This window comes from Nonomuraea sp. KM88 (assembly GCF_052245635.1).
Lineage (GTDB): Bacteria > Actinomycetota > Actinomycetes > Streptosporangiales > Streptosporangiaceae > Nonomuraea.
In genome coordinates, this window is sequence record NZ_JBQQCC010000018.1 from 181,499 (window position 1) to 205,811 (window position 24,313).

At 70.0% G+C, this 24,313-nt stretch carries 26 protein-coding genes; 10 read left to right on the plus strand and 16 right to left on the minus strand.

The features are described 5' to 3' along the window. Positions 1-200 precede the first annotated feature (200 nt). Positions 201-731 carry a tetratricopeptide repeat protein gene (locus tag ACTWPV_RS39700; protein WP_347617259.1) on the minus strand — a complete coding sequence of 177 codons (531 nt, stop codon included), beginning with the start codon at positions 729-731 and terminating at the stop codon, positions 201-203. 158 nt (positions 732-889) lie between these two features. Here ACTWPV_RS39700 and ACTWPV_RS39705 point away from each other — a divergent pair, with 158 nt between their 5' ends. Beyond that, the gene (locus ACTWPV_RS39705) at positions 890-1,225 is read left to right on the plus strand and encodes a hypothetical protein (RefSeq protein ID WP_347648319.1); all 336 of its coding nucleotides are present in this window, start codon (positions 890-892) and stop codon (positions 1,223-1,225) included. Between the two features lie 4 nt (positions 1,226-1,229). Here the strand turns inward: ACTWPV_RS39705 and ACTWPV_RS39710 are convergent, their stop codons facing one another. From ACTWPV_RS39710 to ACTWPV_RS39730, 5 genes are all read right to left on the minus strand, one after another. After that, positions 1,230-1,889 carry a TetR/AcrR family transcriptional regulator gene (locus tag ACTWPV_RS39710; RefSeq protein ID WP_347648318.1) on the minus strand — a complete coding sequence of 220 codons (660 nt, stop codon included), beginning with the start codon at positions 1,887-1,889 and terminating at the stop codon, positions 1,230-1,232. Between the two features lie 29 nt (positions 1,890-1,918). Continuing rightward, positions 1,919-3,643 carry an SDR family oxidoreductase gene (locus ACTWPV_RS39715; protein ID WP_443155720.1) on the minus strand — a complete coding sequence of 575 codons (1,725 nt, stop codon included), beginning with the start codon at positions 3,641-3,643 and terminating at the stop codon, positions 1,919-1,921. A gap of 49 nt (positions 3,644-3,692) precedes the next feature. Then, positions 3,693-4,787, minus strand: a complete 1,095-nt coding sequence (locus ACTWPV_RS39720; RefSeq protein ID WP_443155721.1) for a CapA family protein — start codon at positions 4,785-4,787, stop codon at positions 3,693-3,695. A gap of 647 nt (positions 4,788-5,434) precedes the next feature. Beyond that, positions 5,435-5,659: a DUF397 domain-containing protein gene (locus ACTWPV_RS39725; protein WP_132637975.1), complete on the minus strand. Its 225-nt coding sequence runs from the start codon at positions 5,657-5,659 to the stop codon at positions 5,435-5,437. A 56-nt stretch (positions 5,660-5,715) separates the two neighbouring features. Next, a complete protein-coding gene (locus tag ACTWPV_RS39730; RefSeq protein ID WP_443155722.1) occupies positions 5,716-6,579 on the minus strand; it encodes a helix-turn-helix domain-containing protein in 864 nt (287 codons plus the stop codon). A 655-nt stretch (positions 6,580-7,234) separates the two neighbouring features. Here ACTWPV_RS39730 and ACTWPV_RS39735 point away from each other — a divergent pair. The 5 genes from ACTWPV_RS39735 (at position 7,235) to ACTWPV_RS39755 (ending at position 10,674) form a co-directional block, all read left to right on the plus strand. Further along, a complete protein-coding gene (locus tag ACTWPV_RS39735) occupies positions 7,235-7,450 on the plus strand; it encodes a hypothetical protein (RefSeq protein WP_347648314.1) in 216 nt (71 codons plus the stop codon). 1 nt (position 7,451) lies between these two features. Continuing rightward, a complete protein-coding gene (locus tag ACTWPV_RS39740) occupies positions 7,452-8,102 on the plus strand; it encodes a hypothetical protein (RefSeq protein WP_443155723.1) in 651 nt (216 codons plus the stop codon). A 156-nt stretch (positions 8,103-8,258) separates the two neighbouring features. Continuing rightward, positions 8,259-8,870, plus strand: a complete 612-nt coding sequence (locus ACTWPV_RS39745) for an HD domain-containing protein (protein ID WP_443155724.1) — start codon at positions 8,259-8,261, stop codon at positions 8,868-8,870. 120 nt (positions 8,871-8,990) lie between these two features. Beyond that, complete coding sequence (locus ACTWPV_RS39750; RefSeq protein WP_347648311.1) at positions 8,991-9,812, plus strand: Rieske 2Fe-2S domain-containing protein; 822 nt, start codon at positions 8,991-8,993, stop codon at positions 9,810-9,812. A gap of 28 nt (positions 9,813-9,840) precedes the next feature. Next, entirely contained in the window at positions 9,841-10,674 is an 834-nt protein-coding gene (locus ACTWPV_RS39755; protein WP_443155725.1) for an NAD(P)H-binding protein, read from the plus strand. On the opposite strand, the gene ACTWPV_RS39760 is transcribed toward ACTWPV_RS39755, so the two are convergent. The 4 genes from ACTWPV_RS39760 to ACTWPV_RS39775 all read right to left on the minus strand — a co-directional run bounded on the left by ACTWPV_RS39760 (position 10,667) and on the right by ACTWPV_RS39775 (position 13,579). Further along, a complete protein-coding gene (locus ACTWPV_RS39760; protein ID WP_443155726.1) occupies positions 10,667-10,873 on the minus strand; it encodes a hypothetical protein in 207 nt (68 codons plus the stop codon). The genes ACTWPV_RS39755 and ACTWPV_RS39760 overlap by 8 nt on opposite strands. Positions 10,874-10,918: 45 nt before the next feature. Further along, positions 10,919-11,674 (minus strand): sulfite exporter TauE/SafE family protein, encoded by a 756-nt coding sequence (locus ACTWPV_RS39765; RefSeq protein ID WP_443155727.1) that lies wholly within the window; start codon positions 11,672-11,674, stop codon positions 10,919-10,921. A gap of 86 nt (positions 11,675-11,760) precedes the next feature. Beyond that, complete coding sequence (locus ACTWPV_RS39770) at positions 11,761-12,684, minus strand: SPFH domain-containing protein (protein WP_347648308.1); 924 nt, start codon at positions 12,682-12,684, stop codon at positions 11,761-11,763. Positions 12,685-12,790: 106 nt separating this feature from the next. Further along, the gene (locus ACTWPV_RS39775; protein WP_347648307.1) at positions 12,791-13,579 is read right to left on the minus strand and encodes an ABC transporter ATP-binding protein; all 789 of its coding nucleotides are present in this window, start codon (positions 13,577-13,579) and stop codon (positions 12,791-12,793) included. 70 nt (positions 13,580-13,649) lie between these two features. Between ACTWPV_RS39775 and ACTWPV_RS39780 the strand changes: the two genes are divergently transcribed. Further along, a complete protein-coding gene (locus tag ACTWPV_RS39780; RefSeq protein WP_347648306.1) occupies positions 13,650-14,369 on the plus strand; it encodes a hypothetical protein in 720 nt (239 codons plus the stop codon). Positions 14,370-14,374: 5 nt separating this feature from the next. On the opposite strand, the gene ACTWPV_RS39785 is transcribed toward ACTWPV_RS39780, so the two are convergent. Then, positions 14,375-14,986 carry a response regulator gene (locus ACTWPV_RS39785; protein WP_443155728.1) on the minus strand — a complete coding sequence of 204 codons (612 nt, stop codon included), beginning with the start codon at positions 14,984-14,986 and terminating at the stop codon, positions 14,375-14,377. Further along, positions 14,983-16,098, minus strand: coding sequence for a GAF domain-containing sensor histidine kinase (locus ACTWPV_RS39790; RefSeq protein WP_443155729.1), 1,116 nt, complete (start codon positions 16,096-16,098; stop codon positions 14,983-14,985). The genes ACTWPV_RS39785 and ACTWPV_RS39790 overlap by 4 nt, the downstream gene beginning before the upstream one ends. Positions 16,099-16,192: 94 nt before the next feature. Here ACTWPV_RS39790 and ACTWPV_RS39795 point away from each other — a divergent pair, with 94 nt between their 5' ends. The 3 genes from ACTWPV_RS39795 to serB all read left to right on the plus strand — a co-directional run bounded on the left by ACTWPV_RS39795 (position 16,193) and on the right by serB (position 19,262). Beyond that, positions 16,193-16,849: an SDR family oxidoreductase gene (locus ACTWPV_RS39795; RefSeq protein WP_443155730.1), complete on the plus strand. Its 657-nt coding sequence runs from the start codon at positions 16,193-16,195 to the stop codon at positions 16,847-16,849. Next, positions 16,846-17,868 carry an S-adenosylmethionine:tRNA ribosyltransferase-isomerase gene (locus tag ACTWPV_RS39800; RefSeq protein ID WP_443155731.1) on the plus strand — a complete coding sequence of 341 codons (1,023 nt, stop codon included), beginning with the start codon at positions 16,846-16,848 and terminating at the stop codon, positions 17,866-17,868. The genes ACTWPV_RS39795 and ACTWPV_RS39800 overlap by 4 nt, the downstream gene beginning before the upstream one ends. A gap of 173 nt (positions 17,869-18,041) precedes the next feature. After that, positions 18,042-19,262 (plus strand): phosphoserine phosphatase SerB, encoded by a 1,221-nt coding sequence (serB, locus tag ACTWPV_RS39805; RefSeq protein ID WP_443155732.1) that lies wholly within the window; start codon positions 18,042-18,044, stop codon positions 19,260-19,262. Position 19,263: 1 nt separating this feature from the next. Here the strand turns inward: serB and ACTWPV_RS39810 are convergent, their stop codons facing one another. The 4 genes from ACTWPV_RS39810 to ACTWPV_RS39825 form a co-directional block, all read right to left on the minus strand. After that, the gene (locus ACTWPV_RS39810) at positions 19,264-19,731 is read right to left on the minus strand and encodes a SixA phosphatase family protein (protein ID WP_347648300.1); all 468 of its coding nucleotides are present in this window, start codon (positions 19,729-19,731) and stop codon (positions 19,264-19,266) included. Positions 19,732-20,037: 306 nt separating this feature from the next. After that, complete coding sequence (locus tag ACTWPV_RS39815) at positions 20,038-22,353, minus strand: sodium-translocating pyrophosphatase (RefSeq protein WP_443155733.1); 2,316 nt, start codon at positions 22,351-22,353, stop codon at positions 20,038-20,040. A 1,141-nt stretch (positions 22,354-23,494) separates the two neighbouring features. Next, positions 23,495-23,914, minus strand: a complete 420-nt coding sequence (locus tag ACTWPV_RS39820) for an ATP-binding protein (RefSeq protein WP_138203197.1) — start codon at positions 23,912-23,914, stop codon at positions 23,495-23,497. A gap of 1 nt (position 23,915) precedes the next feature. After that, on the minus strand, positions 23,916-24,266 hold the full coding sequence (locus tag ACTWPV_RS39825; RefSeq protein WP_043629845.1) for an STAS domain-containing protein: 351 nt from the start codon (positions 24,264-24,266) through the stop codon (positions 23,916-23,918). Positions 24,267-24,313: the final 47 nt, after the last annotated feature.

Here is a 24,313-nt window from a genome sequence, read left to right on the forward strand (position 1 = left end):
TCCGGGCGCGGAACGTGCCTGCCGCGCCCGGATCTCCATAACCGAAGGGGCCGCAGCCGTCCGGCCGCGGCCCCTTCGCATCCTGCCGCCGTTCTGCGGGCCCTGTTCTGCGGCGCTGTTCTGCGGGCATGCCGCAGCGAACTCCGGCCACCGGCGGCCCCGCCCTGGGACGGGCCGCGACGTCGCGCGAGGCGATCGGGTCAGGAGACCATCTCGTCGAGCTCGTCCTCCGGGAGCCCGAGATCGACCCTGATGCGGTAGCGGGTGCGCAGCAGCGCCACCTGCTCGGGGTCGTTCTCGTCGCAGTCGAGGACCGCCTGGGTGGCCCATTCGAGCCCACCCCGGAGGTCTCCGTAGGCGACGAGCGTCTCGGCGATCGTGTGGGCGGTCGCCGTGGAGACGTCGCCCTCGGCGCGTATCGTCTCGATGACCTCCCTCGCCTCGTCGGGCCTGTCGAGCTCGAAGAGCGTGTCGGCGATGCCGGCACGCGGGTCGAAACCCGCCTCGCCACCGTCCTCGACCGCGCGCTGGAAACACTCCATCGCGCGCGCCGGCTGGCCCGCCGCCCGCCACTCCTCGGCGGCGAGGACCAGGATGGAAGCCCGGGAGACGTCGCCCGAGGAATAGTCGAGCGCGACGTCGTAGAGCCGACTGGCCAGGGAATCGTGGTCGTCGGCCAATAGAGCCTGCTCAAGCAGACGATCAAGGTGCTCACGGGTCACATGCGCCACACCGCGAGACTACCGAGCCGCCCGGCCGTTTGCCTGGCCAATCCACACACTCACAAATCGGTAACGACTCGCCCAACTCTGCGTCCCCTGAGCGTGTTCGTGCAGGTCACAGGGCATATAGCAGATGCTCCGCTGTCAAGCGAGCGAAGGGGGCCGTGATGGGCGTGTCCAAGCAGATGACCTTCACGCTGGCCTGCGCTGTCGTACTGTCGGCCCTCGTCCCCGGCCTCGCCGGCTATCTGTCGGCACGTCTCGAGGCCATCGAGTCGGCGGAGCGCAGCCTGCGCGCCCTGGAGACCCGGCTGCACATCAGGGAGGCCAGGGACGCGCGTCCCGTCTCCTACCCGGGGCCGTGCCTGCGCACGCCTGCCGCGCCGGGTTATGAGGAACTGCCGACGGCCGCGCTCGGCCAGCGGCGGCACTGGCAGCCGGACGACGTGCCCGCCTGGCTGCCCGGTCTGGTGACGGAGCCGCCGTACGCGGGCGGCCACTGAGCGCTCAGTCGTGCGGCGACCATGAACGCAGCTGGCGGGAGAGAAAGCCGCGGATCAGGTGTTTGGCCGCCTCAATGATCTCCGGTTCCCCGTCGGGATCGCGGCGGAAGGCGAGTTTCAGCACCGCGTCGCCCGCCTCGACCGCCACCAGCACCGCGAGGTCGAGCTCGGGGCTGTCGGCCAGGCCGAACTCCTTCAGGAACAACCCGCGCAGCCGCCCGGCGATCACGGTGTTGTTGTCGGAGTCGGAGTCGAGCAGGTTGAGGTCGACGACGTCACCGAAGTGCAGGCTCTTGAAGCCGGCGACCGTGCGGTGCATGTCGACGTATTCGTCGATGATCGCGTCGACCGCCTCCCACCACCCTCGGTGGTCCTCCTCCAGGAACTTGCGGTCGACCCGGCGGACGAACTCCTCGACGTTGCGCCGGGTGAGCTCCTGCGTGATCGCGCGCTTGTCGGGAAAGAACTGGTAGACCGACCCGATCGCCACGCCTGCCCGTTCGGCGATGCGGGTGGTGGACAGGGCTTCGTACCCGGTCTCGTCGAGCAGTTCGGCGCAGGCGTCGAGCATGCGCTCGACGCGCCGGGCGCTGCGGCGCTGTGCGGGTTGCCGCCTGAGTGCTTTGGGCTGGCTGCAGTCTTCATCAATTTGCGGCGAGGACACGGAATCATCTTCTCCCGTACGTGCGATCGTTACCCGCGATTTCTGGATACCGACGTGGTTCCGGTCAACCGTGCCAGCCCGCGCATCGCCCGTGGCGAAATCCGCGATAGGGCGTATCCGATTTTTCCTTCCAGGTTGACCGGAACGACCGCCTGATTTCTGTGCACCGCACGCAGAACGTGCGCGGCCACGCGCTCGGGTGGATATCCGCGCCGCGCCAGGCCGCGTACGGCGTCGTCGTGCAGGTCCGCACCGGTGTACATGGCGTTGCGGGCGATGGCCGTGGAGACGAAGCCCGGGCAGATGGCGCTCACCCCGATGTCGTGCCCGGCCAGCTCGGCCCGCAGGCAGTCGCTGAGCATCTTCACCGCGGCCTTCGAGGCGGAGTACGCGGGCAGCAGCCGTGAGGGCGCGAAGGCGGCCAGGGAGGCGATGTTGACGATGTGGCCGCCCTGGCCGCGCTCGACCATGGCGGCGGCGAACAGGCGGCATCCGTGCACGACGCCCCACAGATTGATGTCGACGGTCCTGCGCCAGTCGTCCACGGTGTGGTCGAGAAACGATCCGACGACCGCGATTCCGGCATTGTTCACCACAATGTCCGGCACTCCATATTGGGCGATGATATTTCGCGAGAAGTTCTCCATTTCCTCCGTATCCGCGACATCGACCCGCACCGCGTGTGCCGTACCCCCGAAGTCCTTCCCGATCGTCTCGGCGGCCCGCCGGGCGGCGGCGAGATCGATGTCCGCGCAGACCACCTCGGCGCCGTGCGCCGCGAACGCCCGCGCCGTCGCCAGCCCGATCCCCGACCCGGCCCCCGTCACCACCACCAGCCGCCCGCCGAACGTCCTCCGCCCGCCCCCCACCCGCGCCCGCCGCAACGCCGTGCCGGCCCGGGCGCCCTCGACATGGCAGGCGAACTCGGCGATCATCCCGGCGACGGCGCCGGGACGGCTGCGGTGGGCCCAGTGCCCGGCCGCGAGCCTGCGGCGCCACAACCCGCTCACCCACCGGTCGAACGAGGCCGGCAGCGCGGGCGTCACGAACCGGTCCCGCGTGGCCTCGATGATCTGCACGGGCACGTCGGAGACGCTCGGGTCGAGGCCCGGGTCGCCGAGCGTGGCGGCCATGTTGCGCCGGTAGAGCCAGAGCCCGTTGCGCCCGTCCTCGGCCAGGGTGGGCGCCGGATGCCCCGGCCGTGGCGTGACGCCCTCGCCGAGCAGGGCGCGGGTGACGATCCGCGGCATGACGGAGCCCCAGGCCAGCTCGGGCAGCGCGGGCAGCAGGAAGGCGCCGATGTACCACGACCTCATCCGCTGCGCCGCGACGTCACGCCGCCGCCCATGCCGCATGAAATGCCGCATCTGCCGCAGCCCTGGCCCGCCCAGGCTGGTGAACGAGGCCACCCGGTCACGGATGCCCTCCCGCGCGACGGCCTCCCAGCCCTGCAGCGATCCCCAGTCGTGGCCCACGAGGTGGACCCTGGACTTGCCCACGGCGTCGAGCACTGCGCCGAGGTCGGCGATCAGGTGGTCGAAGTCGTAGGCGCGCCGGTCGCGCGGGGCCGAGGACCTGCCCGCCCCGCGCACGTCGTAACGCACCACGTGGAAGCGGTCGCGCAGGAGCGCGGCCACCTCGTCCCAGACGCGGTGGGTGTCGGGATAGCCGTGGAGGAGGACGATCGTCGGCCGGTCGGGGTCACCCTCCTCGAAGAGCGCCAGGCGTACGTCACCGGACTCGACCCACCGCATCGCGACCTCCTATTGGACGCACTGTCCAGCAGAATACCAACGGGAGGGATCACTTGCCGGGCCGGGCCGACAGGCCCGTACACGAGCGCAACTCCTTCCAGTCCGCGACCGCCCGCGTCCTGGACGAGCCCTTCATCGGCACCGGGACGCCGCCCTGGATGGTGGCCGGCGTCCAGCTGTCCTTCAGCACCTTCCGCCCGTTGATCGTCAACGTCAGCACCCCGGTCCTGCCCGTGGTCGCCGGGTTGGAGTTGTAGAAGACGAAGTTGCCCATGCCGTAGTTGACGTACGCGTTCTTGAGATAGCCCGACCCGAGCAGGATGTGGGCGTGCCCGCCGACCACCACGTCGGCGCCCGCCTCGACCAGCTTGGGGGCGAGCGAGCGCTGCGCCGGGTTGGGGCACTTCTGCATCTCGGTCCCCCAGTGCAGGTGGACGATCACCGTGTCGGAGTTCTTGCGCGCCTTGCGTACGGCCCGGAGCAGGCTCGCCTCGTCCTTGGCCGAGGCCAGCCCGCCCTTGCCGGACGTGGCCGTCCACGACTGGATGAACTCCGCGTCCATGACCTGGGTGGCCCCGATGATCGCCACCCGGTTGCCGTTCACGGTCTTCCGGTACGGCCGGTACGCCCGCGCCGCGTCCTTCCCGATCCCCACCACGGGGAACTTGCTGCGCTTGATCGCCGCCAGCGTGTCGGCCAGCCCGTCGTCCATGTAGTCCATGCCGTGGTTGTTGGCCATGGACGCCACGTCGACCCCGGCGGCCTTCAACGCGCTCAACGCGCTGGGCGGGGCTCTGAACGTGTACTGCTTGCCCGGCGCCGGCGTACCTCCGGTGGTGATGGCCGTCTCCAGGTTCACCATGGATAAATCGGCCTTGCGCAACACGCTCGCGATCGGCCCCAGAGCCGTGCGCGGGTTGGAGAGCCGGGGGCGCAACATCCCCTCGAAGTGCACGTCCCCGCCGAAGGCGATCGTGTACGGCCGCCGCTGCGGCGTCGGCTTCGCCGAGGGCGTGGCCGAGGGCGTGGAGGGTGCCCGCTGCTGCTCCACCTGCCCGCGTTGCGGCTCCCTCTCAGGCGGCGACGAGCATGCCGCCAGGGACACGACGACAGCGAACACCGGGAGGGCATGGGGGAGTTTCATCTACCGCCACTTCCACTCGAATCCTGTCTTCCAGGGATCGAGCATGCCATGCAGGGCGGTTACCGTGCAGTCCACACGTTTGACAATAAATCGGACATCGCGTCACGCGGCCCGTCGTTCCGCCTGGCCACACGCGCGACGGCCCGACGACCCACCACGGACAGCCGTGCGCCCTCCTCCGACGTCGACCGACCCCACCTGATCAGCGACGTCGGCCGCCGGAGGTCACGGGCGGCTCGGAAAGCGCGTCGTCGAACACGGGGAGCACCATTCATAGGGCGTCGCCCAGGGCCTGGCCTTTCCCGACCACCGCACAAGAACGGCCTGCGCCCCATCCAGGACGCAGGCCGTTCGCACCATATTTTTTCGCGGGAACGGGCCGGGAGACGGCCATTCATCTCGCCCTGTCGGGCCCCGGCAATAAATGCTTGAGAAAAGAGTGCGGGGCGCCGCTGTCACGGAGGCGGGATCGCGCGGATATCGGGGGCACCTGATGCGTGCCGCTTGATCAACCGGACTGTGGGTGTGCCATCATTGGAAGGTCTTCTGTGCTCAAGTCTGCAGGTGAGCCGGAGTGCGGCGAGGCGTGCCAGGCCTCGTCTCGAACGGCCCTGAAGGTTGTGTCAGCAACACGCCAGGGCCGTTCTCTATGCGCCGGCCCCTAGGGTGGCCATGTCGAATTCACCGTCACGGACTCCCGCGGTGAAAGCCTCCCACTCCGCCGGAGTGAAGACCAGGACAGGGCCGTCCTGCTCTTTACTGTCGCGCAGCGCGACATTACCGTTGGCCAAGGGTGCGACTTCAATGCAGGCGTCTGCGCCATTGCAGAAGGTGCTCTTCCGCCAAGCCGCCTCGACAGGTTGGATGTGCATGCTCTCCCCAAATAGACAAAGGGGCCCCATTGCCCCTTGTTGAGGTTTCGGTGTTACTAACGCCGCCACAGCATAGCTTTACGTTGGATGAGCACGCGCGACTCGTCCTCATCCAGCGCCTCCGACCTGATGTGGCCGAAGGCCGCCTCATAGCCTGCCACGCGTTCGAGATCCTCGACGAAGTGGGCGGTGTACAGCTGTTCGAGATAGACCACGTCGTCGAAGTCACGGAACTTCAGATGGATGAACGCGCTCGTGTTCACCGGGTGAAGTGCGTCCAGGGCGAGGACATGGATGCTGACGTGCGGCAGCAGGGAGATCTCCAGGAGATGCTCCATCTGCTCGCGCATCACCGAAGGCTCCCCGAAGCGGCGCGTCAGCGCCGACTCATCCAGCACGACCGTGAGCGCGCAGGGATGTGCCCGGTGCAGAACGCGACGCTGCCGGTCGAGGCGGGCCTCGACGCGGCTCCGGACACCGCTGTGCGTGATGCGCGCGATGCCCCGGGAGGCCAGGATGACTTCCCGCGCGTAGTCCTCGGTTTGCAGGAGACCGGGCACGATCTGTGGTTCCCACGATCGTTGTGAGGTCGCCTCCGCCTCAAGCCCGAGGAATCTTGTGTATTCCTCAGGAAGAGTGTCTTCGTAATCTTCCCACCACCCGCGCTGCTCCGCATCCCGCAACAGGCCGAAGAGCTCGTCAAGTTTCGTCCCGTCGACGCGGTAGAGCTCGGCCAGGGCCTTGATGTCGTCGGCGACGGGCATGGTCTTGGCCGCCTCGATGCGGCTGACCTTGCTCGCCGACCAGCCGAGTTCGCGGGCGGCCTTGGCGCCGGTGAGTTTCCTTCGCTCCCGGAGGAGGCGCAGCTCCTGCCCGAGCCGGAGCCTGCGTACTGTGGGACTGCCCTGCTGCGATGGCACCGTCCACTCTCCTTGTCGGGAATGAAGGTGTAGCCGGAAGGGGTCGTTTGGGGGCCCGGCTTTGTGGGCCGTACGGCCAATCGTACATGCAACTTGCATGGATAGTCGCGTACGGCCTTGCCATGAAGGCTTTCACGGGGAGAGCGTAGGGGCAAGACAGGCTCGGTAGGGGTGGCGAAGCCGGAGTTCGTGGCAGGTCGACCGACCTATGACTCTTCTCGTGCAAGTTGCATCGCAAGCCGTGAAGCAAGTCGCGAAGAAACTTAAATCTTCCCTTGCCTAAAGTCTTGCAGCATCGCAGGCCTAGGGGGACGATCGATCTCAGGAGGGACCTTGGATGGTGAGGAGGCCGACATGACCACACGGCCGTACGCATCAGGCCTTCCGCCCACGATCGCGCGCCCTCACGCGGGCCGCCTCGCCGGCAACGTCGCCGTCCCGGAACTGAGAATCCACCCCAGGGAGGCCACTTGCCGGAAGGACCACTTCATCGCCTGACCGCGCAGCGAGAGTCCGCTCATTCGAGCACGCAAAAAGCCGGTCCGAGGCCGATATCCGACTCGCCGCATATGGGCTGCCACCCTGCGACGAGACCGGCCATCAGCCGTCGGACCGGCCAAGAAGCCACCTCAAAATGCCGCGAAAGGGGTCTTCTATGTACTCACAAGGTACCAAGGGACTCAGCCGAATCAAGTCCCGGATCCGGGAACTCGTCGCATGGGCCGACCGGGAGATCTGCATGGAGCCCGACGAGTTCGCGCACCGCATGGGCTGGACCGTCGAGCGGGTGGGACTCGGCGCCCGCCGCTACCGCGACCCGCGCTTCGACCAGCTCCGCCTCCCGCACCGCGTGACGGAGGAGGTGTCTTGACGTGCCGAGGAACCCGCGTAACCAGATCTACCCCGGCTACGAGGACCTGCCCGCCCCCGGCCGGAGCGGCCGGTTCGTCAGGCTCTGGCGGATCCGTACGGAGCTGCTGCTCGCGGCGGCGCTGACGCTGTTCACGCTGTCGCTGCTCGGCGCCGCCCAGGAGGGCCGGTGGATGCCCTTCATCCTGCTGAGCAGCGCCATCTCGGTGCCGGCCGCGACCAGGACCGGCCGCAACTGGGTCACCTCGCACATCTGGTGCGTGATCTCCCGGCACCGCCTGCAGCGGGTCTGCCTGGAGACCACGATGCACACCAGGGCCGGGCGGATCCCGCTGGTGCTCTGGATCACGCCCACGTCCAGGGGCGAGAAGGCGCTGATCCTGACGAGGGCCGGGATCTGCGCCGAGGAGTTCGAGGCGTACAGCGAGGAGATCGCCGCAGCGTGCTGGGCCAGGAGCGCGAACGTCTACCGGCACCGCACGCGCTCGCAGTTCCTGATCGTGGAGATCGTCCGGCGCGACGAGGCGCCGGGCACGGCCTCCCCCGGCCTGGACAGGTTGTACGGCCGGCGAGCGTGGACCTCGCTACGGCCCGACTTCGAGGAGCCGCCTGATCTCCGCGCGGACATGACGCTGGCGCGGGCCGGCCACTAGACCTGGGGGACCGCGCCTACCCCAGGGGCACGAGCCCCGGAGACCACGCGGGGGCTCCGGGGCTTCCCCATGCGCTCGACGTTCCGGGTGGTCACGCACCGTTCAGCGGAGATCCGGTCAGGATTTCACCATCCCGGGTGATCACCGCACAATAGGGTGTCGCGCGTGACTATCGCACCAGAAGAGGACCGCCTGAACACCCAGATCGCCTTCGCCATCGAGATCGACAAGTTGAAGCGGATCATCCGCCGCAACCATCTCATCGACGGTTCGCGACGGGAGAACACCGCAGAGCACTCCTGGTACGTGGGCACGTTGGCGATGGTCCTCGGCGAGCACGCCCCACCGGGGACCGACCTCCAACGGGTGGTGGCCATGCTCCTGGTGCACGACCTGGTGGAGATCGACGCCGGTGACACCTTCGTCTACGATCCGGTGGCCGTCTCCGCCCAGGTCGAGGCCGAACGGGCCGCCGCCGACCGCATCTTCGGCCTGCTGCCCGCCGACCAGGCGGCGCGGATGCGGGAGTTGTGGGACGAGTTCGAGGCCAGGAAGACGCCGGAGGCGAAGTTCGCCAAGGCACTCGACCGCTTCGCCCCGATCCTGGCCAACCACCACACGGAGGGCGGCACCTGGCCGCTGTTCAAGGTGACGGCCGCCCAGGTCAGGGAGAAGGTGCGGATCATCGAGGAGGGCTCGCCCTCGCTCGGTTCGTACGCGCTGGAGCTGGTTGAGCTCTCCGCGGCGAGAGGTCACCTGTCCGAGTGATGCCCTCATGGCCGGGGTAGGGGACTTGTCGTGAAAGAGGAAGTGCGAGCGAAGCGTCGGCAGCTAAGGGGTTTCGCCGGGCCGGTCGCCCTCGCCGATCGGCTCGAGAAGTCGAGAGCCATGGACAAAGCCGTCATGGCGCTGGCGAAGGCCGTGCGCCGGCGCATCCCCCAGGGACGGGTACGCGACCTGCTGCACGGCGTGCCCACCGGCAAGCCGCTGCACCCGCCACTCGCCACGGTGAGCCTCGGCTGCTGGATGTCGGCCGCCGTGCTGGACCTGGCGCGCGCCGACCCCCGGGCCTCGCGCCTGCTGCTGGCCACCGGCATCGCCAACGCCCTGCCGACGGCCGCGGCGGGCCTGACCGACTGGTCGTCCCTCCACCGCGAGCAGCAGCGGGTGGGTCTCGTGCACATGGCGTCGAACGTGGCCGCCCTCGGCCTGTTCTCCGCCTCGCTGCTGGCACGGATGCGCGGGCACGAGCGTCCCGGCCGGTTGTTGTCGTTCGCCGGGCTCGGCGTGGGCAGCCTCGGCGCCTACCTCGGCGGCCACCTGGCCTACCGGCAGGCGGCAGGGGCCAACCACGCCCCGCAGGTCACCCACCTGGTGCCGCTGGGCTGGCACGACCTGTGCGCGCTGAAAGACCTGCCCGACGGCCGTCCCGTGGCGCGCAGGCTCGGCTACATCCAGCTCTTCGTGCTGCGCCGGGGCGAGGCCGTGACCGTGCTCGGCGACCGCTGCCCCCATCTGGCCGGGCCGCTGCACCAGGGCAGGCTCGTCATGGAGGACGGCGAGGCGTGTGTGGTCTGCCCGTGGCACAGCAGCACGTTCCGGCTGGCCGACGGCTCGGTGAAACACGGCCCCGCGACCGCCCCCGCGCCCATGTTCGAGACGCGCGTGAGGCGCGACGGCACGCTCCAGGTGCGCCCGGGGTTGACCTAAAGTTTGCTTGAGGTCCTACGGTCGCCGCATGGGAAAGATTCTGGTGACCGGCGCGACCGGCAACGTTGGCAGGCATGTGGCGACCCGGCTCGCGAAGGCCGGGCTGGAGGTCCGGGCGCTCGCCAGGGATTCCGAACGGGCGCAACTGCCCGTCGAGACCGTACGCGGCGACCTGACCTCCCCTGAGACCCTGGAGCCCGCCCTCGACGGGGTGGAGAGCGTGTTCCTGCTCTGGCCCGGCCCTTCCACCGAGGGCGCCGCGGGCACGATCACGGCGATCGCCAAGCACGCGCGGCGCGTGGTCTACCTGTCGGCGGACGTCGAGGATCTGGCGGACGACCGGGAGCCGGCGTACTTCCACCAGGAAGTGGAGCGGCTGATCCGGCACTCGGGAGCCGGCTGGACGTTCCTGCGACCCGGCGGATTCGCGGCCAACACGCTCATGTGGGCCGACCAGATCGGGCAGGGCGTCGTGCGCTGGCCGTTCGGGCAGGCCGCCAGGTCGCTGATCCACGAGAAGGACATCGCGGCCGTGGCCGTGCACGTGCTGACCTCCGCCGGGCACAACGGCGCGAAATACGTGCTCACGGGCCCCGAGCAGCTCACCCAGGCCGAGCAGGTGCGCGTCATCGGCGAGGTGCTCGGCCGCGAGGTGCGCTGGGAGGAACTCCCTGTGGACGAGGCCCGCGAGCAGCTCCTGGCGGCCTGGGGCGACCCGTCCTTCGTGGACCTGGCGTTGCAGGGGTGGGAAGCGTTCGTGACCCGCCCCGAGCGGGTCACGGACACGGTGGAGCGGCTGCTCGGGCGGCCCGCGCTGACGTTCCGCCGGTGGGCGGAGGACCGCGCGGCGGACTTCAGCTGACCTCGTCGGCGGGGTGCTCCACGAGGGCGAGGATGCGACTGGACATGAACCGGGCCGTACGCACCGGGGTGCCGTTCCTGGTGACCTCGCTGACCTCGACGAGCCCCCGCCGCGTGTTCACCTCGACTCGCCGGCCGGCGCGGGTGGCCGTGATCTCGTAGGTACGCGGTGACCCTCCCGCGTCAATGACGATCTCCACCCAATCACCCTTCATGTACAGATTCATACCCAGATAGCCGGAAATTTATCCGTACACCAGTACGATAATGGCCGCGATTCCCACGCAGACGATGACCCCGCGCAGCACGGGCGCCGGGATGCGCCGGCCCAGCCTGGCCCCCAGGAAGCCGCCGGCCATCGCGCCCAGCGCCACCCCGGCCACGGCCTGCCAGTCGACGTCTGCGACCACCGTGAACAGCACCGCGGCCACGGCGTTGACCAGCAGCGCGAGCACGTTCTTTGCGGCGTTCACCCGCTGGAGGCCCTCGTCGAGGAAGATGCCGATCAACCCGATCAGCAGCACCCCCTGGGCGGCCCCGAAATAGCCGCCGTAGACGCCCGAGGCCAGCACGCCCAGCCACAACGCCAGGCCGCCGTGCGGATGCGCCCTCCCCCGCCGCTCGGCCAGCCAGGCGTTGAGCCTGGGCTGCACCAGGACCAGCAGGCAGGCCAGCGCGATCAGCGCGACGACGACCACCTCGAACACGTCGGGATCGAGGAACAGCAGCAGGATGCCGCCGATCAGCGCGCCGAGCGCCGAGGCCGCGCCCAGACGCACCAGGCGGTCGCGCTGGCCCTGCAACTCCACGCGGTAGCCGTAGGCGGCCGTGAAGGAGCCCGGCACCAGCCCGATCGTGTTGGACACGTTGGCGGTGACGGGATCGATGCCCACCGCCACCAGCGTGGGGAACGTGATCAGCGACCCCGACCCGACGACCGCGTTGATGGCGCCCGCCATCACCCCGGCCACGCAGACCGCAGCCAGTTCCCACCCCGTCACAAACCCTCCCTGACCCGAGAAACCCGCTCGCCGGACCGCCGCCGGCCATGCCTACGGCCGGGGCGATGGCCCTCGCAGCGGGTCGCTCACTGGGTGTCCGAGTTTTTGGGGGGTGTGAAGAGACCGCCGAGATTCTCCAGCGCCTTGCCCATCTCCGACGGCACGATCCAGATCTTATTGGCCTCGCCCTTGGCGATCTCCGGCAGGGTCTGCAGGTATTGGTAGGCGAGCAACTGCTGGTCGGGCTTTCCCTCGTGGATGGCCCTGAAGACCATGCCGATCGCGTCGGCCTGCCCCTTGGCGCGCATGGCCTGGGCCTCGGCGTCCGCCTGGGCGCGCAGCACGGCCGCCTCCGCCTCGCCGCGCGCCCGCAACACCGAGGCCTGCTTGTCGCCCTCGGCCGCGAGGATGGAGGCCTGGCGCTGCCCCTCGGCGGCCAGCACCGCGGCGCGCTTGTCGCGGTCGGCGCGCATCTGCTTCTCCATCGAGTCCTGGATGGAGGCCGGGGGGTCGATCGCCTTGAGCTCGACCCGGTTGACCCGGATGCCCCACTTGCCGGTGGCCTCGTCGAGCACGCCGCGCAGCGCGGTGTTGATGTCCTCGCGCGAGGTCAGCGTGCGCTCGAGGTCCATGCCGCCGACGACGTTGCGCAGCGTCGTGACCGTGAGCTGCTCGACGCCGGTCAGGAAGTTGGCGATCTCGTAGGTGGCCGCCTTGGGGTTGGTGACCTGGAAGTAGATGACGGTGTCGATCGAGACGACCAGGTTGTCGGAGGTGATCACCGGCTGCGGCGGGAACGACACCACCTGCTCGCGCAGGTCGATCAGGTCCTTGATGCGGTCGATGAACGGCACCACCAGGTTGAGCCCCGGCGTCAGCGTGCGGTGGTAGCGGCCGAGGCGCTCGATGATGGCCGCCGTGGCCTGCGGGATGATGCGGATCGTACGGGCCACCGCGAAGCCCACCGCCGCGACCACGACAAGGGCGACGATGAGCTGCTCGATGGACATGGCGACGCTCCGAAGTCGAGGGGACCGACTCCGTAGATCTTATTTGGTTTCCGCTATCCGCAACGTCTACTCAGTGGCGAGCGACTTTATCGGCATAAATGGCGATCTAGTGCGGACGTGCGTACCAGCGGCCCTCACCGCTCCGCTCCAGCGAGAGCGGCACGCCGAACGTGTGGGAGAGATTGTCGGATGTCATCACGTGCTCCAGCGGCCCCTGGGCCACCACGGAGCCGTGCCGGAGCAGCAGCCCGTGCGTGAACCCCGTGGGCACCTCCTCCACGTGGTGCGTCACCAGCACCAGCGTCGGCGAGCGGTAGTCGCCCGCCAGCAGCGCCAGACGGCGCACCAGATCCTCGCGCCCGCCCAGGTCGAGCCCGGCGGCCGGCTCGTCGAGCAGCAGCATCTCTGGGTCCGGCATGAGCGCGCGGGCGATCTGCACCCGCTTGCGCTCGCCCTCGGACAGCGTGCCGAACCTCCGCCTGATCAGATGGGCCGCGCCCATCATGTCGATCAACTCGACGGCCCTCGTGACGTCGTTGGAGTCGTACTCCTCCGTCCACCGGCCCATGATCGCGTACGACGCGGTCAGCACGAGGTCGATGACCTTCTCCTCAGGCGGGATGCGCTCGGCCAGCGCGGCGCTCGCCAGCCCGATCCGCGGCCGCAGATCGAAGACGTCCGCCTGCCCCAACCGCTCGCCCAGCACCTCGACCAGGCCCTCACTCGGATAGAGCAACGTGGCAGCGACCTGCAGCAACGTGGTCTTACCTGCGCCGTTGGGGCCGATGACCACCCAACGCTCGTCCTCGTTGACCGTCCAGTCGATGCCGCGCAGCAGGGCCGCTCCGTCGCGCCTGACGGCGACGTCCTGGAGCCGCAGCACCTGACCACCCATCCCCGATCCCTCCTTCAGGAGTCACCCACGGGGACAAACCTATTGCAGGGCGAGCGCTTATCGTGGATCGGTGCGCCCTGAATCGCCTGTCTGTCCCTCCCTGGTCGCCTGGGGCAACGCCTGGCTCGCCGGTCACGTCGGCCTCGACGAGGCGGCTGACCACGTGGAAGCCGCCGGCGGTCCCGTCGTCGCGGGCGACGTTCCGTTGCGTAAATACCTCGCAGATCTCCGCGTGGGCGGCCTGCGCGAGCTTCGGCTCGCCCTGCCGGCGCCCGGCGACCCGCTGGGCCTGTCGGGCCCGGCGCCGTTCAACTCGGCCGCGGTCGACGCCGGCCAGGCCGCGATCGCCGTGGCCGACGGCCGGAACACCGGCCTGCTGCCCCTGCCGGACCGCCGCGGATCGTCCTATGTCGGTGTGCGTCTGGAAGTGCACGACTCCGGCCCCGTACGCCATGACCTGCCCTCGCTCGCCGAGGCCGAGCGCGACCTGTCCGACGCGATGCGGTCGGCCACCGAAGCGCTGGCCTCCGTCGACGGCCCGGTTGCCGACCGTCCCGAACGGCTGGGGCAGCGCGGCGGCGAGCTTGCGCCGGGTTATCCGGCTCGCGCGCACCGCGTGGCCACGCTCGCCACGCGGCTGGCCACCGTACTGCGCCTGGCTGACGACCGCGGCCTCACGGTCGCGCAGGTCGCGGCGCGAGGAGCGGCCCTGCGCGAGCTCGACCGTGCGGTACGCCGCGCGCTCGTGGCGGCCCACCACGCGATCTTCGAGCCGATCAGGAACCAGTAGCCGGCTCAGCCGAGGCCGTGCCGCACGGCGTAGAGCGCGGCCTGGGTGCGGTCCTGCACGCCGAGCTTCATCAGCACGTTGGACACGTGGGTCTTGACCGTCTTCTCCGCCACGGCCAGGCTCCGCGCGATCTCCTTGTTGGACCGGCCGGCCGCGATGAGCGACAACACCTCCCGCTCCCGCTCGGTCAGCGGCACCCCGGACGCGCCGTCGGGCGAGGCCAGCATCGCCTCCGCCGCCTCGGGGGCGAGCAGCACCTGGCCGCCGTGCACCGCGCGCACCGCCTGGACCAGCGCGGACGGATCAACGTCCTTGTAGAGGAACCCGGACGCTCCCGCGCGCATCGCGGGGCCCACGTCGGACCGGTCGCTCACCGATGTCAGCACGACGATCCTGGTCGCCGTGCCGGTCAGCCGCTCCAGCGCGCCGAGGCCGTCGAGCACGGGCATCTTCAGATCCAGCAGCAGCACGTCGGGGCAGTGCTCGCCGACCAGCTCGACGGCCTGGGCCCCGTCGCCCGCCTCGGCAACCACGGCGATGTCGTCCTGGAGATCGAGGAACGTCCGCAGCCCTTGACGCACCACCGGGTGATCGTCGGCGATCAGCACCCGGATCACGCGCCCACCTCCACGCACACCATGGTCCCCCTACCCGGGGCCGACTCGACGGTCATGACGCCGCCGACGGACTCGGCCCTGTCACGCATCGACGCCAGGCCAAGCCCGCGCGAGTCGGCCTGCTCGAAGCCTCTGCCGTCGTCTTCGACGGTCAACACCAGCTTGCCCTCCTCGTATGCCAGGCGCACCGAGACGCGGGACGCCTCGGAGTGCCTGAGCGCGTTGTGCAGCGCCTCCTGGGCCACCCTGAGCGCCGCCACCTCGACCGCCGGGTCCAGCGGCGGCAACTCGCCGCACTCGAACACCACCAGGGACGGGTGGAGCCGGTCGAGCATACGCACGTGCTTGCGCAGCGTCTCCGACAGGCCGTGCCGGTCGAGCTCGGCCGGGCGCAGCTCGACGATCACCGCGCGCAGCTCGGTCAGGGCCTCGCCGGCCAGCCGCTGGACGCGTTCGAGCTCAGGGGCGACCTTGCCGGGGGCCTTGTCGAGCATGGCCTGCGCCGCCTGGGCGCTCAGCCTGAGCGAGAACAACTTCTGCGTGACCGCGTCGTGCAGCTCGTGGGCGACCCGGTTGCGCTCCTCCAGCATGGCCAGCTCGCGGCCGCGTTCGTAGAGGCGGGCGTTGGTCAGCGCGATCGCGGCGTGCGCCGCGAAGAGCGTGAGGAGGTCCTGGTCCTCCTGCGTGAAGCCGCCGGGGGTGCGCTTGTTGGCGAGGAAGATGATGCCCAGCACCTCGTCGCCGTCGCGGATCGGGACGCCGAGGAAGTCCTTCATGACCGGGTGCGCCTTCGGCCACCACTCGAACCGCGGGTCCTCACGCAGGTCGGGCAGCCGGGCGGAGACCCCGTCGCGGAGCATCGCCCCCAGCATGCCGTGCTGCCTCGGCAGCGGCCCGATCGCGTCCCACTGCTTGTCGGTGATGCCCTCGGCGACGAACTCGGCGAACGACCCGTCGTCGTCGGGCACGCCGAGCGCGGCGTAGCGGGCGTCGAGCAGCCGCTGCGCCGAGCGGACGATGACCTGCAGCACCTCGCGGACCGACAGGTGGCGGGTGACCGCGAGCACCGCGGAACTCACCGCCTGCAGGACTGCGTCTCGATCGGTGGCCACGTCACCTACCTTAAGGTCCTAGGACCATCGTTCCAGGGCCGGTCCGGCCCTCAGCCCGATGCCCGCCGCACGTCGCGTTCCTAACGTCGTGGGCATGACGAACACCGCACTCATCACCGGCGCGTCCCGCGGCCTCGGCCTCGCCCTGGCGAGGTCCCTGGCAGGAGCGGGATGGAACCTCGTACTCACCGCCCGCGGCGCGGACGACCTGGAACGGGTCGCCGCCGAGCTGGGCGCCACCGCCATACCCGGCGACGTGCGGGACCCGGCGCACGTACGGCGGCTCGCCGGAGCCGCTCCCGAGCTGGATCTGCTGGTCAACAACGCCAGCGACCTGGGCGTCACCCCGTTGCCGCCGCTCGCCGACTATCCGCTGGAGGCCTTCAGGACGTTGCTGGAGACGAACGTGATCGCTCCCCTCGCCCTCATCCAGGCCACGCTGCCCGCGCTGCGGGCGGCCCAGGGCGCGGTGGTGAACGTCACCTCCGACGCCGCCACAGGCCCGTACGAGGGCTGGGGCGGCTACGGGGCCACCAAGGCGGCGCTGGAGCAGCTGTCCAACGTGCTGGCCGCCGAGGAGCCCGAGCTGCGCGTCTGGTGGGTGGACCCGGGCGAGATGAACACCCGCATGCTGGCCGACGCCGTGGGCGCCGAGGAGGCCGGCGCGGCGGCCGACCCCGCCAAGGTCGCCGCGGCGCTGCACGACCTGGTCGCCGCCCGCGCGGCCAGCGGCAAGGTGAGCCTCCAATGACCGCGTCGCTGAGCGGCGCGCTGGACTTCTCGCTGCCGCCCGGCCTGTCCGCCCACGAGCCGCCGGAGGCGAGGGGGACGGCCAGGGACGCGGTACGCCTGATGGTCTCGCGCGGCGACCTGGACCCCCTCCACCACCGCTTCTCCGACCTGCCGAAGCTGCTCGACCCCGGCGACCTGATCGTGGTGAACAACTCGGCGACCCTGCCGGCGGCGGTCCGGCTGGACCGGCTGGCCGTGCACTTCTCGACCGCGCGGGAGGACGGCACGTGGCTGGTGGAGCTGCGCCGCCGTACCTCCAAGGCGTCCGAGCCCTACGGCGGCGGCGAGCCCGGCGAGTGGCTGCCGCTGCCGGGACGGGCGACGTTGCGGCTGATCGAACGGGAGATGCCGCGCCTGTGGCGCGCCGAGCTCGACCGGGACGTGAAGCGGTACCTGCGCGGTCACGGGGTGCCGATCCGCTACTCGTACGTGGAGCGGGACTGGCCGATCGAGGACTACCAGACGGTGTTCGCGACCGTGCCGGGCAGCGCCGAGATGCCGAGCGCGGCCCGGCCGTTCACCGCCGACCTGGTGGCGGCGCTCGTGGCGCACGGGATCGGGATCGCGCCGATCACCCTGCACACGGGCGTGGCCTCGCCGGAGAAGGACGAGCCGCCCTACGCGGAGCGGTACGACGTGCCGGGGCCGACGGCGCGGCTGGTGAACCTGGCCAGGGAGAGCGGCAACCGGGTGGTGGCCGCGGGCACGACCGTCGTACGCGCTCTGGAGACGGCCGCCGGCGCGGACGGGCGCGTGGCCGCGTCGGCGGGCTGGACCCGGCACGTCGTCACGCCCGAGCTCGGCGTGCGGGCCGTCACGGGGCTGATCACCGGGTTGCACGAGCCGCGCTCCAGCCACCTGCTCATGCTGAGCGCGATCGCGGGCGAGAAAGTGCTGGCCCGCGCGTACGAGGCGGCGCTGCGGGAGCGATATCTGTGGCACGAGTTCGGCGACACCCACCTGATCCTGCGGAGCTAGCCTGTGGCCTGCGGCCCTGCGCTGCCCTCGCCGGCGCCGACATGCCCGGCCTTTGCCGATATTTTGCCGGGCGGCGGCGGGCCGGTGGACGGCGCACTCCGATGGTCACACCCGCGTCCCAAAGCCCATCCTGCTTCGCGAGCATCCGAGCGGGCGCAGTACCGTGACTGGATGTGGACCAGCGCACCCTCCTGATCACATTGAACGGCCCTGACCGCCCGGGCGTTACTTCACGGCTTTTTTCCGTTCTGTCCGGCTTTCCGGTGACCGTTGCGGACATCGAGCAGGTCGTCATCCGAGGCCGGCTCACGCTCGGCGTGCTCGTCGCCTACGCCGGCGGCCCCTCCACCGGCACCGGCACGACACTCGGCGCCATGTGGACCGCCGTCGAGCGGGTGGCCGAAGACCTCGGCATGGAGGTGGAGCTGTCCACCGGCTCCCAGGCCAAGGAGCAGCGCCGCCGCGGCCGCCTGTCGGTAAGCGTGCTCGGCGCCACCCTGCAGCCGGCCGCCATCGCGGGCATCGCCGGCCGCATCGCCGCCGCCGGAGCCAACATCGACCGCATCGAACGCCTCGCCCAGTGGCCCGTCACGTGCATCGAGCTGTCGGTCTCCGGCGCCGACCCCACGTCGTTGCGGGTCGAGCTGGCCGCCGAAGCCGCCGCCCAGGAGGTCGACGTGGCCGTGCAGCGCACCGGCCTGTCGCGGCGGGCCAAGCGCCTGATCGTCATGGACGTCGACTCGACCCTCATCCAGGGCGAGGTCATCGAGCTGCTGGCCGCGCACGCGGGCTGCCTCGACGAGGTGGCCAGGGTCACTGAGGAGGCCATGCGCGGCGAGCTCGACTTCGCCGAGTCCCTGCGGCGGCGGGTGGCGCTGCTCGAAGGGCTGCCCGCCGAGGTGATCGACCACGTGCGCAAGGAGGTCGTGCTCACACCGGGCGCCCGCACGCTGGTCCGCACGCTCAAACGGCTCGACTACCGCTTCGCCATCGTCAGCGGCGGGTTCACGCAGATCACCGACGGCCTGGTGGAGGAGCTCGGCATCGACTACTCCGCGGCGAACGTGCTCGAAGTGATCGACGGCCGGCTGACCGGCCGCGTGGTCGGGGAGGTCGTCGACCGTCCTGGCAAGGCGCGGGCGCTGGAGAGGTTCGCCCGCGAGTCCGGCCTGCCGATCCCGCAGACGGTGGCCATCGGCGACGGCGCCAACGACCTCGACATGATCGCGGCGGCCGGGCTGGGCATCGCCTTCAACGCCAAGCCCGTCGTACGCCAGGCGGCCGACACCGCGGTCAACACCCCCTACCTCGACTCCATCCTCTACCTGCTGGGCATCTCGCGCGACGAGGTGGAGGCGGCCGACGCCGAGGACGGCGTGCTCACGGCGGGCTGAGTCAGCCCTCCTTGGGATCCCAGCGGGTGACCAGACGGCCCTCACCCGGCGCAAGCTCCGCCCACGGCGACTCGACCCCGATCGCCGCGAAGGCCCCGGGCCTGAACACGTAGTCGCCGCCCGCCAGCCCCAGCGCCAGCTCGTGCACGCCCGGGTTGTGCCCGCACAACACCACCGTGCCCAGCCCTGGATCACACCCGCGCACCAGCTCGAGCAGCTCGTCCGGGTACGCCTCGTAGATGTCGCGCTCGTAGCTGATCTCAGCGTCGGGGAAGGCGAGCTCCGCCGTGCGCCTGGTCCGCAGCGCCGGCGAGCAGAGCACCACCTCGGGGGCGAACCCGGCCGCCCTTATCTCGTCGCCGGCCCGCTCGGCGTCGCGCTCGCCCCGGTCGGTCAGCGGCCGCTCGCGGTCGAGCAGGCCGGCGATCTGGGCGGCCTTCGCGTGGCGAAGCACAATCAAGGTCCGCACCGGTCATCCATTCCTCGTCGCCCAGGTGGCCAGCCCGACGAGCACGGCCAGGACGACCAGCATCGCCAGCAGGATGAAACCCAGGGCCTTGCCTCCGCTCGGCCGCTTGTCATCGTTCACGTGCCCAGTCTCCCATCGGGATGCTCAGGTTCCTCGACTCCCCTGGAAATCCGGATCTACCCCGGACTTCCCGTGGAAGACGTTCCCCTGGGAGCTTCCTGGTGGAGCGGGCGTCGCCCCGGGCGGGACCTGGGGAAGCGGAACGCCCGCCCCCGGGAGGGAACGGGCGTTCGCTGGTTCAGCGGGTCACGACGCGACGGTTTCCTTGTCGCGGTTGTTGTCGTTGGCCGGCTCGCTCGTCACCGACCGCCGCTTGGACACGATGATGGCCGCGACCACCACGCCCACGGCGATCACGGTGATGCCGATGCGGATCGCCGGGCTGCCCGCGTAGAGGACCACTGCCGGGGCGACCAGCAGCGCCACCAGGTTCATCACCTTGATCAGCGGGTTGATGGCCGGGCCCGCGGTGTCCTTGAACGGGTCGCCGACCGTGTCGCCGATGACCGTGGCGGCGTGGGCCTCCGAACCCTTGCCGCCGTGGTGACCGTCCTCCACCAGCTTCTTGGCGTTGTCCCAGGCCCCACCCGAGTTGGACAGGAAGACGGCCATCAGGGTGCCGCAGGCGATGGCTCCGGCCAGGAACGCGCCCAGCGGCGCATAACCGAGGGCGAACCCGACCGCGATCGGGGTCATGACCGCCAGCAGGCCGGGCGTGGCCAGCTCGCGCAGCGAGTCGCGGGTGCAGATGTCGACGACCCGGCCGTACTCCGGCTTCTCGGTGCCGTCCATGATGCCCGGCTTGTTGCGGAACTGGTCGCGCACCTCGAAGACCACGCGCATCGCGGCCCGGCCGACCGCCGAGATCGCGAGCCCCGAGAAGAGGAACACGACCGCGGCGCCGATGATCAGGCCGACGAGCACGTTGGGCTGGTCGATGCTGAGGCTGAACGAGGAGAACGTGCCGAGCGTCTCCTTGACCGCCGCGCTCGCCGCGGTCAGCTCGGTCTCGACCGCCGTGCGGAAGGCGCCGAAGAGCGCGGTCGCCGCCAGCACGGCCGTGGCGATCGCGATGCCCTTGGTGATGGCCTTGGTGGTGTTGCCGACGGCGTCCAGGCTGGTGAGCACGCGGGCGCCCTCGCCCTCGACGTCACCGGACATCTCGGCGATGCCCTGGGCGTTGTCGGAGACCGGGCCGAAGGTGTCCATCGACACGATGACGCCGACCGTGGTCAGCAGGCCGGTGCCCGCCAGGGCCACCGCGAACAGCGCGATCGTCACGTTGCCGAAGCCGAGCAGGAACGCGCCGTAGACCGCGCCGCCGATGATCAGGGCGGAGTAGACGGCCGACTCCAGGCCGACGCTGATGCCGGCCAGGATGACGGTGGCCGGGCCGGTGGCCGAGCTCTCGCCGATCTCGCGCACGGGACGCCGGTTGGTCTCGGTGAAGTAGCCGGTCAGCAGCTGGATGGCGCTCGCCAGCACCAGACCGATGAGGACCGCGCCGATGGCGATGAGCCGCGGGTCGGCGGTGGACTCGACGGCGGCGCCGGTCAGGCCGCTGAAGCTGCTGGGCAGGTACCAGAACGCGGCCGCCGTGACGAGCACCGCCGAGATGGCGGCCGAGATGAAGAAGCTGCGGTTGATGGCCGCCATGCCGTTGCGGTCGCGGTCGCGCATCCCGGTGACGAAGATGCCGATGATCGCGGTGACCACACCGATCATCGGGACGATGAGGGGGAAGACGAGCCCCTCCTCGCCGAAGGCCACGCGGCCCAGGATGAGGCTGGCGACCAGCATGACGGCGTACGACTCGAACAGGTCGGCCGCCATGCCGGCGCAGTCGCCGACGTTGTCGCCCACGTTGTCGGCGATGGTGGCGGCGTTGCGCGGGTCGTCCTCGGGGATGCCCTGCTCCACCTTGCCGACCAGGTCGGCGCCGACGTCGGCGGCCTTGGTGAAGATGCCGCCGCCGACTCGCATGAACATCGCCAGCAGCGCCGCGCCGAAGCCGAAGCCCTCAAGCACGCCGGGGGCGTTGCCCTGGTAGATGACCACGACCACGGCCGCGCCGAGCAGGCCGAGGCCCACGGTGAACATCCCGGCCACGCCCCCGGTGCGGAACGCGATGCGCATGGCGCGCTTCTCGCCGGAGTCGTTGGCCGCGGCGGCGACGCGCACGTTTCCGCGCACGGCCAGCCACATGCCGATGAACCCGGTCAGCGCGGAGAACACCGCCCCGACCACGAAGAAGATCGATCGCCCGATGCGGACGTCCATCTCTCCGGGGAGGAGGAGCAGCAGGAAGGGAATCACGACGACGAAGATCGCCAGCGTGCGGAACTGTCGGGTCAGGTAGGCCGCGGCGCCTTCTTGCACGGCGCGCGCGATGTTCTGCATGCGTTCGGTGCCCTGGCCGGCGGACAGCACTTCGCGTACCAGGCCGCCGGCGACGGCTAGCGCGATAAGTGCGACCGCGGCGACCACGATCACGATGGTGAGATTGTTTCCGCTCAGGGCCAGATTGGACGCTGGCTCCAGTGCCAGCATGTGCCTGCTCATCGTTCTCCTCGGCAAGACCGGTCGTCCTGCCCGGGCGGTGCTGCACTTTTCCTCGGCGGGTGTTGCGGCACCATCCGGGTTGTGGGTGCCGCTTCCGGTTGAATCCGCGTTCCGCCAGATCACCTTGGCCGGTGCCGGGAGTCTACGCAGGCACTCCACGGATATGAAGGCTCTGAAGGCCGCTAATTGTGCAAGCGTCCAGTAAATCCCTGCCAGCGACCCGGTTTGGGGCCTGACAGGCGAAATTTCTTCCGGTTTACGGTCATAACAAGGCCATGATACGTGCCGACCGAAACCGGGGATCTCTGGGGTGAGGGCACCTCGTCCACAGGCTGTGGACGGTTGCCCGCGAAGCGCCGGAACCGCCGCCGGCGTCGGGGCTCCCGCGACTCCGGCGGCCGCCGCCCCCGATCATCGCGCCTGCCATCGACCGTCGGAGAGCTTTTACGCAGGATTTGCCGAGAAAGTGCACTCCCGTCCTCAGCCTGCCAGCCGGCCATCGCCAGATGATGCCCGTGGAGGTCCCGCTGGGCGCTCCCCGGGGTTGGACCCAGCACCCGAGGGCCACCGCCGGCCACAAGCCGATCGCCGTCGGCATCGCGGTCACCGACAGCGTCGGGCGTCGGGCGTCGGGCGTCGGGCGTCGGGCGTCGGGCGTCGGGCGTCGGCGGGATGGGGCAGGGGCCGGGTCAGGGTGTCAAGAGGGTCATGCAGCCGCTCGGCCTCGGAGTCAAATGTCCGTGTACGGCCCCGGCCCTCCGCCCGCGAAGCGGACTGGTGCGCCGCCGCTCAAGTGGTCACCATGGGTGGCGCCGGTGGCGCTGTGGCCTGGCGTGCGGGAGACGGTGATGGCGCCATGGCCCGGTGGACATGGGCACGCGTGAACGGAAGCCATGGTGACTGTGCGCCGTGACGGCGGCGTACCCCGTGCGGGGTCAGTCAGCGTCTCCCTGGAGGCCCTCAGCCATGGTCGGCGGGTGGGTCTCGTTGGCCTGCCGTACAGGATGGAGGGTTTGTCGCTGGACTCCATGCAGGACGGAAGGTTTGTCGACGGACTCCATGCAGGACGGAGGGTTTGTTGCTGGGCGCCGGAAGGGCGCCCAGCGGCCAGGCTGCGCAAGGCACCCGCACGGGGCACTGATCACGCGCCGTTGGCGGCAGGCCAGCTCATCCGGATGTTGGTGCCCTTCGGACCGGGGAAGACCTCGACATCGTCGGCCAGGCCTTCGATGACCGCTATGCCGAAGCCCGACATGAACGAGTCAGAAAGCATGCCCAGGTCGAGGGGTTGTTCCGGCTTGATCTCATCGCTGGGGGCGTGATCGCTGACCGTGACCTCGAAGCGCCCGGAGTCGTCACGCAGCTCGATGCGGATGGGTTCGCCCGGACAGTGGGCGCGATGCACCTCGACCGCCCGGGAGCATGCCTCACCCACGGCGAGCCTGACCTCATCCAGCAGGGACTCCTCCACGCCGGTGCGGCGGGCGATCGCCGTGGCCACCAGCCGTGCGGTCCGCACATGCGCGGGGAGAGCGCTGAACGTCAGCTCGACGGTAGCCATGCTACTTGTCTTTGCCGTGAGCTTCCTTGGCCTCGTCGACCGAAGCGTAAATCCCGAAGACCTTGGTCAGACCGGTGATCCGGAAGATCTTGAGGATACGCTCCTGCGTGCAGACCAGCTCGAGCGAGCCGTCGTGCGCGCGAACCCGCTTGAGCCCACCGACCAGGACACCCAGCCCTGTGGAGTCAAGGAAGTCGACCTTCTCCATGTTGACGAGAAGGTGGAAGTTGCCCTTGTTCACCAGGTCGATGAGGAGCTCACGCAATCTCGGCGCCGTGTAGACATCGATCTCACCCTCGACCTCCACGATGGTGAGTCGGTCTTCGGTGCGGTGATCCAACTTCAGATCCACAGATCCTCCAGCGCCTCGCCTGCGAAAGTAGTCTTGCGGGCCTGGCA

Excerpts from the sequence above, each read along its gene's own strand:
- ACTWPV_RS39705 (WP_347648319.1), top strand. The coding sequence starts at position 890 with ATGGGCGTGTCCAAGCAGATGACCTTCACGCTGGCCTGCGCTGTCGTA.
- ACTWPV_RS39715 (WP_443155720.1), bottom strand. The coding sequence starts at position 3,643 with ATGCGGTGGGTCGAGTCCGGTGACGTACGCCTGGCGCTCTTCGAGGAG.
- ACTWPV_RS39720 (WP_443155721.1), bottom strand. The coding sequence starts at position 4,787 with ATGAAACTCCCCCATGCCCTCCCGGTGTTCGCTGTCGTCGTGTCCCTG.
- ACTWPV_RS39725 (WP_132637975.1), bottom strand. The coding sequence starts at position 5,659 with ATGCACATCCAACCTGTCGAGGCGGCTTGGCGGAAGAGCACCTTCTGC.
- ACTWPV_RS39735 (WP_347648314.1), top strand. The coding sequence starts at position 7,235 with ATGTACTCACAAGGTACCAAGGGACTCAGCCGAATCAAGTCCCGGATC.
- ACTWPV_RS39750 (WP_347648311.1), top strand. The coding sequence starts at position 8,991 with ATGGACAAAGCCGTCATGGCGCTGGCGAAGGCCGTGCGCCGGCGCATC.
- ACTWPV_RS39755 (WP_443155725.1), top strand. The coding sequence starts at position 9,841 with ATGGGAAAGATTCTGGTGACCGGCGCGACCGGCAACGTTGGCAGGCAT.
- ACTWPV_RS39770 (WP_347648308.1), bottom strand. The coding sequence starts at position 12,684 with ATGTCCATCGAGCAGCTCATCGTCGCCCTTGTCGTGGTCGCGGCGGTG.
- ACTWPV_RS39775 (WP_347648307.1), bottom strand. The coding sequence starts at position 13,579 with ATGGGTGGTCAGGTGCTGCGGCTCCAGGACGTCGCCGTCAGGCGCGAC.
- ACTWPV_RS39795 (WP_443155730.1), top strand. The coding sequence starts at position 16,193 with ATGACGAACACCGCACTCATCACCGGCGCGTCCCGCGGCCTCGGCCTC.
- ACTWPV_RS39800 (WP_443155731.1), top strand. The coding sequence starts at position 16,846 with ATGACCGCGTCGCTGAGCGGCGCGCTGGACTTCTCGCTGCCGCCCGGC.
- ACTWPV_RS39815 (WP_443155733.1), bottom strand. The coding sequence starts at position 22,353 with ATGAGCAGGCACATGCTGGCACTGGAGCCAGCGTCCAATCTGGCCCTG.
- ACTWPV_RS39820 (WP_138203197.1), bottom strand. The coding sequence starts at position 23,914 with ATGGCTACCGTCGAGCTGACGTTCAGCGCTCTCCCCGCGCATGTGCGG.